Annotated in this window: 15 protein-coding genes; 10 read left to right on the plus strand and 5 right to left on the minus strand. The window is 71.0% G+C overall.

The annotated features are described in order from the left end of the window. Positions 1–96 precede the first annotated feature (96 nt). Entirely contained in the window at positions 97–999 is a 903-nt protein-coding gene (locus ACH4RC_RS28075) for a LysR family transcriptional regulator (protein ID WP_398205859.1), read from the minus strand. Positions 1,000–1,140: 141 nt separating this feature from the next. Between ACH4RC_RS28075 and ACH4RC_RS28080 the strand changes: the two genes are divergently transcribed. The 10 genes from ACH4RC_RS28080 (at position 1,141) to ACH4RC_RS28125 (ending at position 10,203) form a co-directional block, all read left to right on the plus strand. Further along, positions 1,141–2,157, plus strand: coding sequence for a fumarylacetoacetate hydrolase family protein (locus ACH4RC_RS28080; protein WP_398205860.1), 1,017 nt, complete (start codon positions 1,141–1,143; stop codon positions 2,155–2,157). Then, the gene (locus ACH4RC_RS28085; protein ID WP_398205862.1) at positions 2,154–3,116 is read left to right on the plus strand and encodes a cyclase family protein; all 963 of its coding nucleotides are present in this window, start codon (positions 2,154–2,156) and stop codon (positions 3,114–3,116) included. Before ACH4RC_RS28080 ends, ACH4RC_RS28085 begins: the two co-directional genes overlap by 4 nt. A 23-nt stretch (positions 3,117–3,139) precedes the next feature. Next, positions 3,140–4,270, plus strand: a complete 1,131-nt coding sequence (locus tag ACH4RC_RS28090; RefSeq protein ID WP_398205864.1) for an FAD-dependent oxidoreductase — start codon at positions 3,140–3,142, stop codon at positions 4,268–4,270. Then, the gene (locus ACH4RC_RS28095; RefSeq protein ID WP_398205866.1) at positions 4,267–5,262 is read left to right on the plus strand and encodes an amidohydrolase family protein; all 996 of its coding nucleotides are present in this window, start codon (positions 4,267–4,269) and stop codon (positions 5,260–5,262) included. The genes ACH4RC_RS28090 and ACH4RC_RS28095 overlap by 4 nt, the downstream gene beginning before the upstream one ends. 12 nt (positions 5,263–5,274) lie before the next feature. Beyond that, positions 5,275–6,213: a VOC family protein gene (locus ACH4RC_RS28100; RefSeq protein ID WP_398205867.1), complete on the plus strand. Its 939-nt coding sequence runs from the start codon at positions 5,275–5,277 to the stop codon at positions 6,211–6,213. Between the two features lie 88 nt (positions 6,214–6,301). Further along, positions 6,302–7,273 (plus strand): fumarylacetoacetate hydrolase family protein, encoded by a 972-nt coding sequence (locus ACH4RC_RS28105; protein WP_398205869.1) that lies wholly within the window; start codon positions 6,302–6,304, stop codon positions 7,271–7,273. Then, the gene (locus ACH4RC_RS28110; protein ID WP_398205871.1) at positions 7,270–8,028 is read left to right on the plus strand and encodes an SDR family oxidoreductase; all 759 of its coding nucleotides are present in this window, start codon (positions 7,270–7,272) and stop codon (positions 8,026–8,028) included. Before ACH4RC_RS28105 ends, ACH4RC_RS28110 begins: the two co-directional genes overlap by 4 nt. Continuing rightward, complete coding sequence (locus tag ACH4RC_RS28115; RefSeq protein WP_398205872.1) at positions 8,025–8,777, plus strand: SDR family NAD(P)-dependent oxidoreductase; 753 nt, start codon at positions 8,025–8,027, stop codon at positions 8,775–8,777. Before ACH4RC_RS28110 ends, ACH4RC_RS28115 begins: the two co-directional genes overlap by 4 nt. 11 nt (positions 8,778–8,788) lie before the next feature. After that, complete coding sequence (locus tag ACH4RC_RS28120) at positions 8,789–9,544, plus strand: CoA transferase subunit A (RefSeq protein WP_398205874.1); 756 nt, start codon at positions 8,789–8,791, stop codon at positions 9,542–9,544. Further along, the gene (locus ACH4RC_RS28125) at positions 9,541–10,203 is read left to right on the plus strand and encodes a CoA transferase subunit B (RefSeq protein WP_398205876.1); all 663 of its coding nucleotides are present in this window, start codon (positions 9,541–9,543) and stop codon (positions 10,201–10,203) included. Before ACH4RC_RS28120 ends, ACH4RC_RS28125 begins: the two co-directional genes overlap by 4 nt. A gap of 113 nt (positions 10,204–10,316) precedes the next feature. On the opposite strand, the gene ACH4RC_RS28130 is transcribed toward ACH4RC_RS28125, so the two are convergent. The 4 genes from ACH4RC_RS28130 to ACH4RC_RS28145 form a co-directional block, all read right to left on the minus strand. After that, complete coding sequence (locus ACH4RC_RS28130; protein WP_398205877.1) at positions 10,317–12,908, minus strand: family 78 glycoside hydrolase catalytic domain; 2,592 nt, start codon at positions 12,906–12,908, stop codon at positions 10,317–10,319. 51 nt (positions 12,909–12,959) lie between these two features. Then, entirely contained in the window at positions 12,960–13,868 is a 909-nt protein-coding gene (locus tag ACH4RC_RS28135) for a carbohydrate ABC transporter permease (protein ID WP_398205879.1), read from the minus strand. Between the two features lie 4 nt (positions 13,869–13,872). After that, positions 13,873–14,757 (minus strand): carbohydrate ABC transporter permease, encoded by an 885-nt coding sequence (locus tag ACH4RC_RS28140; RefSeq protein ID WP_398205881.1) that lies wholly within the window; start codon positions 14,755–14,757, stop codon positions 13,873–13,875. Positions 14,758–14,842: 85 nt separating this feature from the next. Continuing rightward, positions 14,843–16,156: an ABC transporter substrate-binding protein gene (locus ACH4RC_RS28145; RefSeq protein ID WP_398205883.1), complete on the minus strand. Its 1,314-nt coding sequence runs from the start codon at positions 16,154–16,156 to the stop codon at positions 14,843–14,845. Between the last annotated feature and the right edge of the window lie 15 nt (positions 16,157–16,171).

A 16,171-nucleotide genomic window follows, 5' to 3' on the forward strand; every position in this document is an offset into this window, starting at 1 on the left:
CCTCTGACCAGCGATGGCGGCGTCCAGCGGCGTTGAAGCATTTCAATTCCGGGCGCCGATCGGAGCGGAAGCACCGCGAGGGCCGTGTGGTCCCGGTCAATCCAGCTCGGCGGCGACCCGCTGAGCCGCCTGCCGCAGCCAGATGTGGGTGGAGTCGTGGGTGTGGAGGGGGTGCCACCACAGCGCCTCCTGAAGAGGCACCGCCTCATAGGGCGGCGGCACGAGGCGCACGGCGGAGAGGTCGTGCATGAGATGGGCCAGGCGCCGCTGGATCAGGGCGATCCGGTCGGTGCCCGCCACCATGAAGGGCAGCATGGCGAAGCTGTCGACGGAGACCTCGACACGGGGTTCGATCCCGAGCATGCCGAGCTGCCGTACGGCGGGTGCGTCGTAGGTGCGCTGGTAGGTGACCCAGGGCAGCCGGGCGAGCTGGTCCCGGGTGAGCTCCTCGCCGACCCCGGTGTTGGTCTCGGACACGAGGAAGACCCACTCGTCGTGGAAGAGGTCGGTGCGGGGCATGTCGCCGATCACGCCGTGCGGCATGAGCAGGCCGTCGGTCGTGCTGAGCAGGACGCTGAGATCCTCCACGACGGTCGTGGGTGTCTGGGTGAAGCGGAGCCGCACGTGGGGTGCCTCCGCGTGGACGAGACGGCCGAGTCCTGCCCCGAAGACCGCCACGGCGTAGTCGGATGCCATCAGGGTGAAGGTGCGGCTCTCGGTGGCCGGGTCGAAGTCGGCCTGACTGCTGAACAGGCGCTCCATGAGGTCGCAGGCGGTCGCGGTGCGTTCAAGGAGGACCTGGCCCAGGGCGGTCAGTTCGTAGTGGCCCCCGGTGCGGGCGAGCAGGTCGTCGTCGAAGTGGCGGCGCAGGCGCGACAGGGCGGCGCTCATCGCGGGCTGGGACAGGCCGACGCGTCGGCCGGCGCGGGTGACGTTGCGCTCCTCGAGCAGGGCGCGCAGGGCGACAACGAGGTTGAGGTCGAGGCTGGAGAGGTTCACGGGACCTTCATTCGGGCTCATCGGGCCAATTCGAGGCACGGACCGAGGACTATCCGTCTGCTGGATGAAGCGTATCCACAGAATCGATTTCCCTGATCAGGGGTGTGGGGGCCAGATTAGTCACACCGCAATCAGGAGGACATGCTCGTGAAACCTGAAGCCGCTTCCGCGCTCTTCAACGGCCCCTACGCGCTGGGCACTCTCTCGACCGCCGACCAGGACGCGTTCCCGGCGCTGATCCGGCGCGACGGCTCCGTGGTGGACCTGCGCCGCTTCCTGGACGCACCCCGGCTCACGATGCTCGACGTCATGGAGGACTGGGCCCGCCTGTCGGCCGCCTTCACCGGGCTGGCCGACGCCCCGTCCGGTAGTGACCCGTCCGGTGCCGGCCCGTCCGTGGACGCGTTCCGGGTCCACGCGCCGATCGCGCCCCGGCAGGTGCTCCAGTCCGGCGCCAACTACCGTCAGCACGTCATCGACCTGCATGTCGCCCACCGCGACGGCTCGGACGGGCTGAGCGAGGAGGAGGCCCGCGCCGAGGCCGCCGAGATCATGGACCGGCGCGCCGCCGAGGACCTGCCGTACGTCTTCATCGGGCTGCCGAGCGCGATCACTGGCCCGTACGACGATGTCACGCTGCCCGCCTGGGCGAAGAAGCCGGACTGGGAGCTGGAGCTGGCCGCCGTCATCGGCCGGCCCGCCTTCCAGGTCACGGCCGAGCAGGCGCTCGATCACGTGGCCGGGTACACGATCGCCAACGACCTCACCGACCGGGCCACCGTCTTCCGCCGCGACATGCCGCAGATCGGCACCGACTGGCTGCGCAGCAAGAACGGCCCCGGGTTCACCCCGCTCGGGCCGTGGATCGTACCGGCGCGGTCCTTCGCGTCGCCGGACGACCTGCGGGTCACGCTGAAGCTGAACGGCGAGACGATGCAGGACGAGTCGACCAAGGACATGATCTTCCCGGTCGCCCGCCTGATCTCGTACATCTCGCAGACCGTGCGGCTGCTCCCGGGCGATCTGGTACTGACCGGCAGCCCGGCGGGCAACGGCATGCACTGGGGCCGCCTGCTGCGCGACGGCGACGTGATGGACGCGACCATCACCGGGCTCGGCGCCCAGCGCACCCGCTGTGTGGCGGAGGTGCCCGCGTGACACTCGACCGCAATGATGTCGAGGGCGCCGTCGCCGAAGCGGCCAAGGCCTTCTCGAACTGGGGGCGTTGGGGCGCCGACGACCGTCTGGGCACCCTGAACTTCCTCACCGAGGCCAAGCGGGTCCAGGGCGCGGCGCTCGTCCGCCGCGGCGTCAGCTTCTCGCTGGCCCAGCCCTTCGACATGAACGGGCCGCAGCGGGGCTGGCGCAGGCGCACCAACCCGGTGCACACCATGCTGGACACCGGCGCCGACGCGGCGTTCGGCACCCAGGGCCTGCCGCACGGGATCGGCGGCGCGGACGACGTGGTGGCCATGCCGTTGCAGTGCTCCACCCAGTGGGACGGCCTCGGCCACATCTTCGACCACGGCAAGGCGTGGAACGGGCGCGACGCCGCGACCACGGTCACCTCCGACGGCGACCTCGTCACCGGCATCGAGCACATGGCCGCACAGATCGCCGGGCGCGGCGTACTCCTCGACGTGGGCCGCGCCCTGGGGGACGGCGGTGAACTCCCCGACGCGTTCGCCATCACCGCCGAGCACCTCGACGAGACGGCACGGGCCCAGGACGTCCGCGTGGAGCGGGGCGACATCGTGCTGGTGCGCACCGGCCAGCTGGCCCGGGTGCGGCGCGACGGCTGGGGCGAGTACGCGGGCGGACCCGCTCCCGGCCTGTCCTTCACCACCGCCGCATGGCTGCACGGCAGCGAGATCGCGGGAATCGCGACGGACACCTGGGGCTTCGAGGTCCGCCCCAACGAGTTCGAGGCCGCCTTCCAGCCCCTGCACCAGGTCGTCATCCCCAACATGGGCCTGCTCATCGGCGAGATGTGGGACCTGGAGGACCTGGCCGAGGACTGCGCGCAGGACGGTACGTACGAGTTCTTCCTCGCCGCGTCCCCGCTGCCCATCACCGGGGCGGTCGGTTCCCCGATCAACCCGCTCGCCATCAAGTGACCACCGGGACAAAGGAGTTCCTCATGGCCCCCTCTCGCCACGTCCTCGTCATCGGAGGCGGCGCGGCCGGAAACGCCCTGACCGTCCTGTTGCGCCGGGCCGGCGTCGCCGTCGACCTCGTCGAGGCGAAGCAGGACTGGAACGCCACCGCCGGATCGGGCATCACCCTCCAGGGCAATGCCCTGCGGGTGCTTCGCGACCTGGGCGTGTGGGAACAGGTGCGGGAATCCGGCTACGGGTTCAGCTCGGTGGGCATCACCGCCCCAGACGGCACCGTGCTGCACGTCCAGGACGACCTGCGCACCGGCGGCGACGACCTGCCCGCGACCGTGGGAATGCAGCGCCCGCGGCTCCAGCAGATCCTCATCGAGGCGGTCCGGGCGAGCGGCGCCACCGTCCGCCTGGGGATCACCGCGACCATCGTCGGACAGGACGACGACGGCGTCACCGTCCGCCTGAGCGACGGCCACGAGGCCCGCTACGACCTCGTCGTCGCCGCCGACGGCATGGGCTCCGCCACCCGCGCCGCGATCGGCATCACCGACCGGCCCGAACCCACGGGCATGGCGATCTGGCGGGTGGCCGCGCCGCGCCCCGCGGGCCTGACCCGCACCGACCTCGCCTACGGCGGGCCCGCCTACATCGCCGGTTACTGCCCTACCAGCGAGGACACGCTGTACGCGTACGTCGTGGAGGCCAACAGGGACCGGGCGGCGATCCCGCCGGAGACGTACGCCGACGAGATGGTCCGCCTGGCCTCGGCCTACGGCGGCCACTGGCCCGAGATCACCAAGACGATCACCGACCCGGCGCAGGTCAACTACACCTGGTTCGACCAGATGCTGGTCGAGGGCTCCTGGCACCGCGGCCGCGTCGTGCTCATCGGCGACGCCGCGCACTGCTGCCCGCCCACCCTCGCCCAGGGCGCGGCGATGTCCCTGGAGGACGCCGCGGTCCTCGCCGAACTGCTTACCGGCGCCCACACCTGGGACGACGCGCTGCTGACCGGTTATTACGAGCGCCGCATCCCCCGGGTGCGGGCGGTCGTCGAGGCGTCCGTGCAGCTGGGGCGGTGGCAGCTCGACCAGGTCCGCGACGCCGACGTCCCCGGCCTGATGATCCGCACGATGACCCAGCTCCAGGAGCGCCCGTGACCCGGACCGTCGATGTGCACGCCCATGTGCTGCTGCCCGAGGTGGAGCAGCTGGTCGCCGGGCAGCCGGGTCTCGACGAGGCGCGGGCCCTGGACGCGCGGCGCAACGGACCGGCCGCCCTTGAGGTCAGCGGCGAGATGATCCGCGAACGCTTCGCGCGCCTCACCGACGTGCGGGCGCGCCTTCGGGCCATGGACGAACAGCGCGTCGACGTCCAGTTGGTCAGCCCCTCCCCCTCGCACTACCACTACTGGGCCGACGAGGACCTCGCCGAGAAGGTGTTCCGCCTCGCGCACGAGGCGGTCGCCGCGCACTGCGCCGCCGCCCCGCAGCGGCTGCGCGGCCTGGGCCTCGCGCCGTTGCAACACCCGGGCCTCGCCGTCGCGGCGCTCGACCACGCCCTGGAGAGCGGACTGCTCGGCGTGGAGATCTCCAGCCACGCCCCCGGACGCGAACTGTCCGACCCCGCCCTTGAACCCCTGTGGACGCGCGCTGAGCAGACCGGGGCGCTGCTGTTCCTGCATCCGTTCGGCTGCACGCTGGACGAGCGCCTCGACCAGTGGTACCTGTCCAACTCGGTGGGTCAGCCCGCCGAGAACGCGGTCGCCCTGTCCCACCTCGTCTTCTCCGGTGTCCTCGACCGCCACCCCGGCCTGCGGATCATCGCGGCGCACGGCGGCGGCTACCTGCCCACCCACATCGGCCGCGCCGACCACGCCTGGCGGACCCGGCCCGACGCGGGCGCCGGCTGCGCGCATCCGCCCAGCAGCTACCTCAGGCGCCTGTACTTCGACTCGCTCGTCCACGACCCGCACGTCCTGCGCGAACTCGTGCGCGTCGCGGGCGCGGACCGGGTGCTGCTCGGCTCCGACTTCCCCTTCGACATGGGTTCCCCCGACCCCGTCGAGGCTCTGCGCGCCGCACGTCTGGACGACGCGGCGTACGACGCCGTCCGTGGTGCCACCGCTTCCGCGCTGCTCGCTCTTTCCTGAAGGAGGACCATCATGAGCGCTCGCCTGCTCACCCATCTGCGCCATGTCGATCTGGCCGTGCCGGACTACGACAAGCAGCTCGACTTCTACGCCGGAGTGTGGGGCCTGACCAAGGTCGCCGAGGACTCCGGTATCTCCTTCCTGGCCGCCGAGGGATCGCCCGAGCAGTATGTCGTGCGGTTGCGCAAGGCCGAGGAGAAGCGCCTCGACCTCGTCTCCTACGGAGCGGCTTCGGCCGCCGATGTGGACACACTGGCGGAGCGACTGCTCGCCGGTGATGTGCAGTTGATCAGTCGCCCCGGAAAGATCGACACTCCGGGCGGCGGCTACGGCTTCCGGTTCTTCGACGTCGACGGCCGCACCATCGAGGTCTCCGCCGAGGTCGGTGTCAGGCAGCACCGCAAGATCGAGGAGAAGGAGGCCATCCCGGTCAAGCTCTCCCACGTCGTCCTCAACTCCCCTGATCTGAACCGGACCCGGGAGTGGTACGAGCGCCACCTCGGATTCGCGCTGTCGGACACCCTGTCCTCGCCGCACATGGGCGAGGTCATGCACTTCATGCGGATCTCCAACCAGCACCACTCCATGGCCATCGCCCAGGGCCCGCACACCGCCCTGCACCACGTCTCCTTCGAGATGCGCGGCCTGGACGAGTACATGCGCGGCTCGGGGCGCGTCATGCGCGCGGGCTTCCGCAAGGTCTGGGGGCCCGGCCGCCACATGGCGGGGGACAACACCTTCACGTACTTCCTCGACCCGCACGGCAACACCGTGGAGTACACCACCGAGCTGGAGCTCCTCGACGAGGACACCTGGCACCCGCACGTCTACGACTTCTCCCAGCCCGAGGTCACCGACCAGTGGGGGACGGCCAACGCGATGAACGAACTCGTCGCCAAGGAGTCGTTCAACGACGTCGACCGCGGCGTGTTCGTCGCCCCGCCGGTCTGACCTCTCCGATCCCCGGGGGCGCGCCGGCCCGTCCATGCCCTGATCAGGGCGGGCGCGTCCCCGGACCCATGCAAAGGGAGCTGCCCTCATGCGCTTTGTCACGTATCAACACCACGAGTCCGTACGGGTCGCCGTACTCGAAGCGGACGGCACTCTGTTCCCGCTTCCCGGGGTGCGGTCCCTGACCGAGGTCGTCGCGGCGGGTGGAGGTCTGCCCGCGCTGCTCGACCTGGGCGCGCAGGCACTGGACGTGCCCCCGGGCCCGAACGTGGCCGACGTCCGGCTGCTGCCGCCGCTGCGGCCGACGTCCCTGCGCGACTTCGTGACCTTCGAGGAACACGTCGAAGGCGTACGCCGGTCGGTCGACGGCGTCAGCGGGGTACCCGCGCAGTGGTACGAAGCGCCGACGTTCTACTTCAGCAACCCCCACGCGGTGTTCGGCCCGCACGACGCCGTTCCCGTGCCACCGGGCTCGTCCGTCCTGGACTTCGAACTGGAGGTGGCGGCCGTCATCGGCCGTGAGGGCAGCGACCTCACCCCCGAGCAGGCCCGCGACCACATCATCGGCTACACGATCCTCAACGACTGGTCCGCCCGCGACCTGCAGTCCGCCGAGATGAAGGTCGGGCTCGGCCCGTGCAAGGGCAAGGACACCGCCAACAGCATCGGTCCGTGCCTGGTCACCGCCGACGAGCTGGAACCCCACCGTGACAGCGAGGGTTTCCTGCGCCTGGCCCTGACCGCCGAGATCAACGGCGAGGTCGTCGGCCGGGACCTGCTGTCCAACATGAGCTGGACGTTCGAGGAGATGGTCGCCTACGCCTCGCGCGGCACCCGCGTCGTCCCCGGCGACCTGCTGGGCTCGGGCACCTGCGGCAACGGCGGCTGCCTCGCCGAACTGTGGGGCCTGCGCGGCGAGCAGACCCCGCCGCCGCTCAAGCCCGGTGACACCGTCACCCTCACCGTGGAAGGCATCGGCACCCTCTCCGTCCCGGTGGTGCCGGGCGTGGCGCCGGTCCCCCTCCCCGCGGGCCGCCGCCGCGACCGGGAGCGTCCGTGAGCGACCCGCACCCCAAGCCCCTGCTCGGCAGGGTCGTCGTGGTCACCGGCGCCGCCCGCGGCCAGGGAGCGGCGCAGGCCCGGACGGTGACGGCGCACGGCGCGCGGGTCATCGCCGTCGACGTGGCGGAGGCCGAGGGGTGCCGCCCGCTCGACGTCACGGACGAGCAGGCGTGGCGGGAGCTGAGCGATGAACTCGCGCGGGCCTACGGTCACGTCGACGGGCTCGTCAACAACGCCGGCATCACCTGGCGCGCCCGTCTTACGGAGGTTCGGCCGGAGGACTTCGAGCGGGTCCACCGCGTCAACGTCACCGGACCGCTGCTCGGCATGCAGTACCTCGCGCCGCTCATGCCTCCGGGCGCCTCCATCGTCAACGTGGGTTCATCGGCCGCGCTCACCGCCCACTACCCGGCCGCGTACACCTCCAGCAAGTGGGCGCTGCGCGGCCTGTCCCGTACGGCGGCGCTGGAACTTGGCCCGCGCGGGATCAGGGTGAACACCATCCACCCCGGCTTCATCGAGACCGAGATGACCGCCTCCGCGGACCCCGCGTTCCGGGAGGCGAACCTGCGCGAGACCCCGCTGGGGCGCACGGGCGGCGTCGACGACGTCGCCGCGCTCGTCGCGTTCCTGCTCTCGGACGCCGCCGCGTTCATCACCGGTGCCGACATCCCCGTGGACGGCGGGCTCACCGCTCACGGCGGCGTGAAGTCCGTCTCGGACGCGCTCCGGGCGGCCGGTGCGGCGCCGTGAGACGGCTGGAGGGGAAGGTGGCGCTGGTCCCCGGCTCGGGCAGCGGGCTCGGCCGGGCCGCCGCGCTGCGTTTCGCCGCCGAGGGTGCCCTGGTCGTGGGCGGCGACACGGACCACATCCGGGCGTCGGAGACCCAGCGCCTCATCGGCCGCGCCGGCGGGATCGCCCTCCACCCGGAGAAGCTGGACGTCACCGACCCGGACAGCGTCCAGGCGTGGGCGCGGGAGGCCGTCGATGCCTTCGGCGCCATCGACGTGCTGCTGGCCCACGCCCCGGGCCCCGCGCCCCGTGACCGTCACATCGAGGCGCAGCCCTTCGACGACTACGCGGCCACGCTGCGGGGGCGGCTGGACGCCGTCTGGCTGTGCGCGAAGGCCGTGTGGCCGCACCTGACCCTCGGAGAGGGCTGCATCGTCATGGTGGCGTCCACCGCCGCTGTCGCCGGCTGCCCCGGCCGCGGTCTCGGAGCACAGGCCGCGGCAGCGGGCGGGATCGTCGCTCTGTCGCGGCAACTGGCGGCCGAGGGGGCCGCGTTGGGGGTCCGCGTGAACTGCGTCAGCCCCGGCGGTATCGACCTGGACGGCGCCGACCGGGCCGGTCCCCCGGCCGAAGCCCCGCCGATCGGACGCGCGGGGCGCGCGGACGACGTCCTCAACGCGGCCGTCTTCCTCGCTTCCGGTGAGGCCTCGTTCGTCACCGGTGCCCATCTCGTCGTGGACGGCGGCTGGTCGGCCGTACGGCCCGGCTGAAAGGACAACTCATGGACAAAGTCAGTGCCTCGGCCGCCGACGCGGTGGCCGACATCCCCGACGGCGCCTCCCTGGCGGTCGGCGGCTTCGGCCTCAGCGGCGTTCCCGACACCCTGATCGGCGCTCTGCACGCACAAGGCGCCCGCGGCCTGCGGGTGGTGTCGAACAACTGCGGCACCGACGGACACGGTCTGGGCGTCCTCCTTGCGTCCGGGCGCATCGCGCGCGTGACGGGCAGCTACGTCGGCGAGAACAAGGAGTTCGCCCGCCAGTACCTGGCCGGTGAGCTGGAGGTGGAGCTCGTGCCGCAGGGCACGCTCGCCGAGCGGCTGCGCGCGGGCGGCGCAGGCATCCCGGCCTTCTACACCCCGGCCGGGGTGGGCACCCAGGTCGCGAGCGGCGGCCTGCCCTGGCGCCACCACCCCGACGGCACCGTGCACACCGCCTCCCTGGCCAAGGAGACCCGCGCCTTCAACGGGTCCGCCTACGTGCTGGAACACGGCATCACCACCGACTTCGCACTGGTACGGGCCTGGCGCGGCGACCGGCACGGCAACCTCGTCTTCCGCAGGGCCGCCGCGAACTTCAACCCGCTCGCCGCCATGGCGGGACGTGTCACCGTCGCCGAGGTCGAGGAGGTCTGCGAGCCCGGCGAGATCGACCCGGAGACCGTGCACGTACCCGGCATCTTCGTGCAGCGCGTCGTCGCCCTCACCCCCGCCCAGGCAGCGGCCAAGACCATCGAGAAGAGGACCGTACGCGCATGAGCACGCCCACCGGATGGACCCGTGAGCAGATGGCCGCCCGCGCCGCGGAGGAGCTGGAGGACGGCTCCTACGTGAACCTGGGCATCGGTCTGCCCACGCTCGTCCCCAACCACGTTCCGCCGGGCGTGCACGTCGTGCTGCACTCCGAGAACGGCATCCTGGGCACCGGCCCCTACCCCGACGAGGCCGCCGTCGACCCTGACCTGATCAACGCGGGCAAGGAGACCGTCACCGTGCTGCCCGGGGCGAGCTTCTTCGACTCCGCCACGTCCTTCGGCATGATCCGCGGGGGCCACATCGACCTCGCGGTCCTCGGCGCGATGCAGGTCTCCGCCGCCGGGGACCTCGCGAACTGGATGATCCCCGGGAAGATGGTCAAGGGCATGGGCGGGGCCATGGACCTCGTGCACGGAGCGCGCCGGGTCATCGTCCTGATGGAACACACCGCCAAGGACGGCAGCGCGAAGATCCTCAAGGAGTGCGCGCTGCCGCTGACCGGTGAACGGTGCGTGGACCGCGTCATCACGAACCTCGGGGTCCTCGACGTCACCGAGGACGGCCTGGCCCTGGTCGAGACGGCACCGGGCGTGACCGTCGACGACATCCACGCGCTGACCGGCGCTCCCGTGCTCGTACGGGCGGAGACGGCGCGCTGCTGAAGTCGGCGTGAACGCAGGGACGGCGGTGCCGGTGCGGGTCAGGGCGCGCCGGCACCGCCGTCGGTTCCCCGCCGCCCCGCGGGGCGGCTGTGGTGCTGGGGCGGCGGGGAAGTTCAGGCCGCCTGTTCGTCCGCGGCCAGGTCGGTGAGGTGGTGCACGCCCGGTCCGACGGTGACGGCCGGGCGGTTCGGCAGGTGGACGGTGCCGGTGCAGCCCGCGGGTACGGTCACCTCGGCGCTGAGCACGCCCGCGGACAGCTCCCAGGCGATCGCGGCATCGCCGTAGGGGGTGGTGTGCCGGGCCTGGGCCCAGGTCAGTCCGGCGCCGGGGCGCGGGCGGAACTCGATGGCGCGGTAGCCGGGTTCCGCCGGGGCGAGCCCGGCGACCACGCGGTGCAGCCAGTCGGCGACGGCTCCGAGCGCGTAGTGGTTGAAGGAGGTCATGCCGCCGGGGTTGAGGGTGCCGTCCGGGCGCATGCTGTCCCAGCGCTCCCAGATGGTGGTGGCCCCCATGGTCACGGTGTACAGCCAGGAGGGGCATTCGGTCTGGGTGAGCAGCCGGTACGCGGTGTCGAGGTGGCCGGTGTCGGTGAGCGCGTCGCAGATCAGCGGGGTGCCCACGAACCCGGTCGTGATCTTGGCGTCGTTCTCGTCGACGAGTTCGGCCAGGCGGTCGCCCGCTTGTCGGCGCTGTGCGTCGGTCTCGAGCAGGTCGAAGACGAGGGCGATGGCGTAGGCGGTGGCGCTGTCGCTGGTCATGCGGCCGGAGGGCAGGAGGTAGCGGGCGCGGAAAGCCTGGGCCACCTCGTCGGCGAGCCGGTCGTAGGTGCGGGCGGTGTCGGTCTCCCCCAGCTCGGTCGCGGCCCGTGCGAGGTGGCGTGCGGAGTGCGCGAAGTAGGCGGTGGCGACGAGGTAGCGGTCGGTGCGGGAAGCGGCAGGGTCGTCCGGGGGCGCGGCCGGGTCGAGCCAGTCCCCCAGTTGCTGACCGTGGTCCCACAGCCTGCTCGGTCCCGCGAGGCGGGTCTGGAGGTCGACCCAGGCGCGGGCCATCGGGAAGTGGCGGCGCAGGAGTTCGCGGTCGCCGAAGCGCTGGTAGAGCACCCAGGGGGTGAGGGTGGCGACGTCACCCCAGGCGGCGCCGGGCTGGATGGGCGTCCACTGCGGTCCGCCGGGGATGACGGGGACGTACCAGGGGACGGTGCCGTCGGGGAGCTGTTCGAGGGCGACGTCGGTGAGCCAGGAGTCGAGCATCCCGGCGCAGTCGTACAGGAAGCTCGCCGTGGGGGCGAAGACCTGGATGTCACCGGTCCAGCCGAGGCGTTCGTCGCGCTGGGGGCAGTCGGTGGGCAGGTCGACGAAGTTGCCGCGCATGCTCCAGACGACGTTCTCGTGGAGGCGGTTGATCAGGTCGTCGCCGCACGCGAACCAGCCGGTGCGCCGCATGTCCGTGTGGTGGACCCGCGCGGTGACGTCCTGGGCCCTCAACTCGTCCGGCCAGCCGGTGACTTCGGCGTAGCGGAAGCCGTGCAGGGTGAACCGCGGTTCCCAGGTGAGAGGTCCTGTACCGGCGAGGACGAGGGTGTCGACGGAGACGGCTTCGCGCAGGGGGCGGGTGGCGAGTTCGCCGTCCTGGAGGACTTCGGCGTGGCGCAGGGTGATGCGGGTCCCGCGGGGGCCGTCGCAGGTGATCCGCAGGCGGCCTACGAGGTTCTGGCCGAAGTCGAGGAGATGGCGTCCGTCGGCGGTACGGGTGATGCTGACCGGCGCCACTTCCTGCGTACAGCGTACGGGTGAGGCGTGCGGGGCGGTCAGGGTCGCCGGGTCGCGGTGGTGGACGGCGACGGGCTGCCAGGCGGTGTCGGTGTGGTGCGGGGTGGACCAGGCGGGGTCGTGCAGGCGGGCGTCGAAGGTCTCGCCCTCGTACAGGCCGGTGGTGATGATGGGGCTGGGTGCGGCCTGCCAGGTGGCGTCGGTGGCGATGGTGGTGGTGCTGGAGTCGGGGTGGGTGATCTCCAGTTGGGCGATGAGGGACTGGTCGGTGCCGTAGATGTCGCGGGTGCCGCCGTCGAAACCGATGCGGCCCCGGTACCAGCCGTCGCCGAGCCAGGCGCCGATGGTGTTGGCGCCGTCGGCGAGATGGTCGGTGACGTCGTAGGTGTAGTAGCGCAGGCGTCGGCCGTAGACGGTCCAGCCGGGCGAGAGGGTGTCGTCGCCGACGCGCCGCCCGTTGATCTCGGCCTCGTAGAGGCCGTGGGCGGTGATGTACAGGCGGGCGCGGACGACGGGCTTGGTGAGGGTGAAGTCCTTGCGGACGCGGGCGGGGCGGCGGTCGGTGCCGGGGTCTTCCGCCCAGTTCGCGCCGACGGGCCGGGCGGACCAGTCGGCGGGGGTGAGGAGACCGGCTTCGACGGTGGAGGGGGCGCTCCACGGGGAGGGGGTGTCGTGGCCGGTGGTCCAGGCGCGGACGCGGACGGTGGCGGATTCGCGGGAGGTGAGCGGTGGGGTGGGCCAGGGGACGAGGACGTGGTCGCCGGTGTCGACGCGGCCGGTGCGGTGGACGGTGCCGGCGCGGTCGGTCTCGACTTCGTAGGCGTCCTGGCCGGGGGCGGAGGCGGGCAGGTGCCAGGAGAGGCGGGGGGCGGCGGCGCCGGTCCCGAGTCCGTCACGCAGGTGCTCGAACGTGACGGGGGTGGGCTGGGAGGTCACGGAAGGGGGGCCTTTCAGGAGGTGGGCGTCGATCACCAGGGGCGGTGGTGGTCAGCCCTTGACGGCGCCGGACGTGAGGCCCTTCATCACCTTCTGGTTGAGGAAGAGGTAGATCACGAGCGTGCCGAAGACGTTGATGCAGATCGCGGCGAACAGCGGGCCGTACTGGGTGGCGCCGAAGTCGCCGCTGAAGTTGAGCAGGCCGACCTGGATGGTGCGCAGGTCCTGGTTGTTGGTGAAGGTGAGCGCGATGAGGAGGTCGTTCCAGATGAAGAAGAACTGGACGAGGCCGACGGTGAGGAGGGCGTTGCGGACCAGGGGGATGCTGATGGTCCAGAACGCGCGCAGGATGCCCGCGCCGTCGATGGTGGCGGCCTCGAAGAGTTCGCGGGGCACGGACCGGTAGTAGGTGGCCATCATGAAGACGGTCAGCGGCAGCCCGGTACCGGTGTAGGTGAGGATCAGCGGCCACAGCGTGCCGGAGAGGCCGGTCTGGAAGTAGACGGTGAACAGCGGCAGCAGGATCATCTGCGGAGGCACCATCATGCCCGCGAGGAAAACAAGGAGGGTGAGGCTGCGGCCCTTCCAGACCATGACCTGGAGGGCGAATCCGGCGGCGGTGCCGAGCAGCAGCATGAGGGCGAGGGCGGGGACGACGGCCAGGACGCTGTTCTTGACGTAGAGGCCGATGTTGCCGGTGGTCCAGGCGTCGGCGTAGTTGCCCCACTCCCAGGTGCTGGGCAGGCTCCAGGTGGAGTGGTTGAGGTAGTCGCTGTTGGACTTGAGCGACGTGAGGAACATCCAGATCAGCGGGTAGATCTCGACGATCAGCAGCAGCGTGATGACGATCCTGACCCACAGGCGGGTGGAGCGTGGGCGGGCGGCGCGGCGGGGCGCGGTGGCGGCGGGGAGCTTGCTGGTGCCCGTGGCCGCGGCGGGGTGGGTGGTGTCGAGGGCCATGGGCTCAGTCCTTCGTGAGGTCGCGCCGGGAGGCGCGGAAGACGACCAGGGTCACCATCAGGCAGACGATGGTCAGCAGCAGGGCGATGGTGCTGCCGTAGCCGTAGTCGCTGTAGGTGAACGACGTCTGGAACATGTAGAGCGTCAGCGGTGAAGTGCTGTTCCCCGGGCCGCCGTTGGTCAGGGCGATGATCGAGTCGAAGGCCTTGAGGGTGCCGTTGATGCTGAAGATCAGGGAGGACATGAGCACCGGGAACGACATCGGCAGCACGATGTGGCGGATCAGGCGCGGGCCGGAGGCGCCGTCGAGGCGGGCGGACTCGAGGACTTCGTCGGGGATGTCGACGAGTCCGGCGAAGAGCAGGACGGCGTAGAAGCCCATGGACCGCCAGATGTCCATGGCGATCAGGACCCAGAAGGCGTGGCCCGGGTCGCCGAAGAAGTCGATGGATTCGATTCCGACGGCGTTCAGCAGGGAGTTGACCGGTCCGGTCTGCGGGCCGACCTGGAAGAAGTTCTTGAAGAGCAGGCCGACGGCGACGGTGGGCAGCACGACGGGGAAGAAGACGAGGGTGCGGATGAGCGCGGACGCCTTCTTGAGGAAGAAGACGTAGAGCAGGGCCAGGAGGTAGCCGGCGACGACCTGGCCCGCGGTGACGGTGACCGCGTACTTGGCGGTGAACCACAGGGCGCTGCGGACGTCGGGGTCGGTGAACAGGCGCTGGAAGTTGTCCAGGCCGTTGCCGGTGAACCCGTCGATCGTGTTGCCCTTGGTGAAGCTGTATCCCAGTGACCACAGGGTCGGGACGAGCATGATCAGGGAGTAGACGAGCAGGGCGGGGCCGAGGAGGATCAGGACGGCCCGGCGGTCACCGAGTACGCGGTGCATGGAGAAGGTCCACTTCGTGAGGGAGGCGGTGGGGCGGGAGGGGACGGCTCGGGCCCGGCGGGCCCGAACCGTCGGTGTGCGCGCCTCACTCGCTCGACAGTGCGTCCTGCACGGTCTGCATGAACTGCTTGGGGCTCATGGATCCGTTGACGAGGCCCGCCGCGTTGGTCTGGCTGACCGTGGTGGCCTTGGTGCTGAAGAGGGCCTCGAACCAGAGCACGTTCTGCTTGGACGCGCTGATGGTCTCGCGGACCTTGCTGGAGACCTCGTCGGCGGCCTTGACGTCGGTGCTGGTCTTGAAGCCGGAGATGGAGCCCTGGTCCTTCAGGGCGGTGCTGCCGTAGTTCTTGGCGATGCAGGTGACCCAGTCGCCGGTCTTGGCGTCCATGTTCTTGCCCAGGGTGATGCCCAGGCCGACGTTGGAGGGGTACTGGTCGATCGAGCCCTTGCCGCCGCTCACGGCGGGGAACGGCATGAAGCCGACATTGTCGGCGCCGACCGTGTTCGCCTTCTTGTCGGCGACGTTGGTCAGGGCCCAGCTGCCCATGTAGAACATGGCGGCCTTGCCGGTCAGGAACTGGTTCATCGCGGTGTCGTAGTCGATGGAACCGACGCCCTTGCCGAACCAGCCCTTCTTGCCGAGCTCCGCGATCTCCTCGGCGGCCTTCACGTACGGCGGGTCGGTGAGCTTCGCCTTGCCGTCCTTGACGTCCTTGAGGGCGTCCGGGCCGAGGCTGCGGTAGAGGTAGCCGCTGATGAGGCGGGTCAGGGGCCAGCCCTGCTGGCCGGAGGCGGAGAACGGCTGCACGCCCTTGGCGTCGAGCTTCGCGGCGGCGGCCGTCAGCTCGTCCCAGGTGCCGGGCTCGGTGATGCCGTTCTTCGCGAACGTCTCCTTGTTGTAGAAGATGCCCTCGATGTTGTACTCGTACGGCAGGACCTCCAGCTTGCCGCCGTACAGGGCCTTGATCGTGGACATCGCGCCGGGCTGGATCCGGTCCAGGACACCGAGCTTGCCGAGCTCCTTCTCCAGGTCGGCGATCTTGCCGGACTTGTAGAGCTTGTCGGTCAGGGCGGGGGCGTTGCCCGCGGCGAACTGCACGGGCAGGGCGTTCTGCCCGGCCAGCAGCTGCAACTTCTGGTCGAGGCCGGTCTGGGGGACGGATTCGACCTTCAGCGGCAGCGCCTTGTTCTCGTCCGCGCATGCCCCCTTCGACAGGGTGCCCAGGGCGTTCTTGACCGTGGCGTTCTCGTTGACGGTCAGGTAGCCGAAGCTCTCGGGAGCGGAGGCGGATCCGCCTCCGGTGCCCCCGCACGCGGCGGTGAAGAGGGCCAGGGCGGCGGTGCCCGCGGTCAGGCCGGCGAGGCGGGCCCTTCTGGCGGCGGAGGAATCGGTGTTCACGGCATGCTCCCAGTC

Source organism: Streptomyces sp. NPDC016845, assembly GCF_044332585.1.
In the GTDB taxonomy this organism is placed as follows: Bacteria; Actinomycetota; Actinomycetes; order Streptomycetales; family Streptomycetaceae; genus Streptomyces.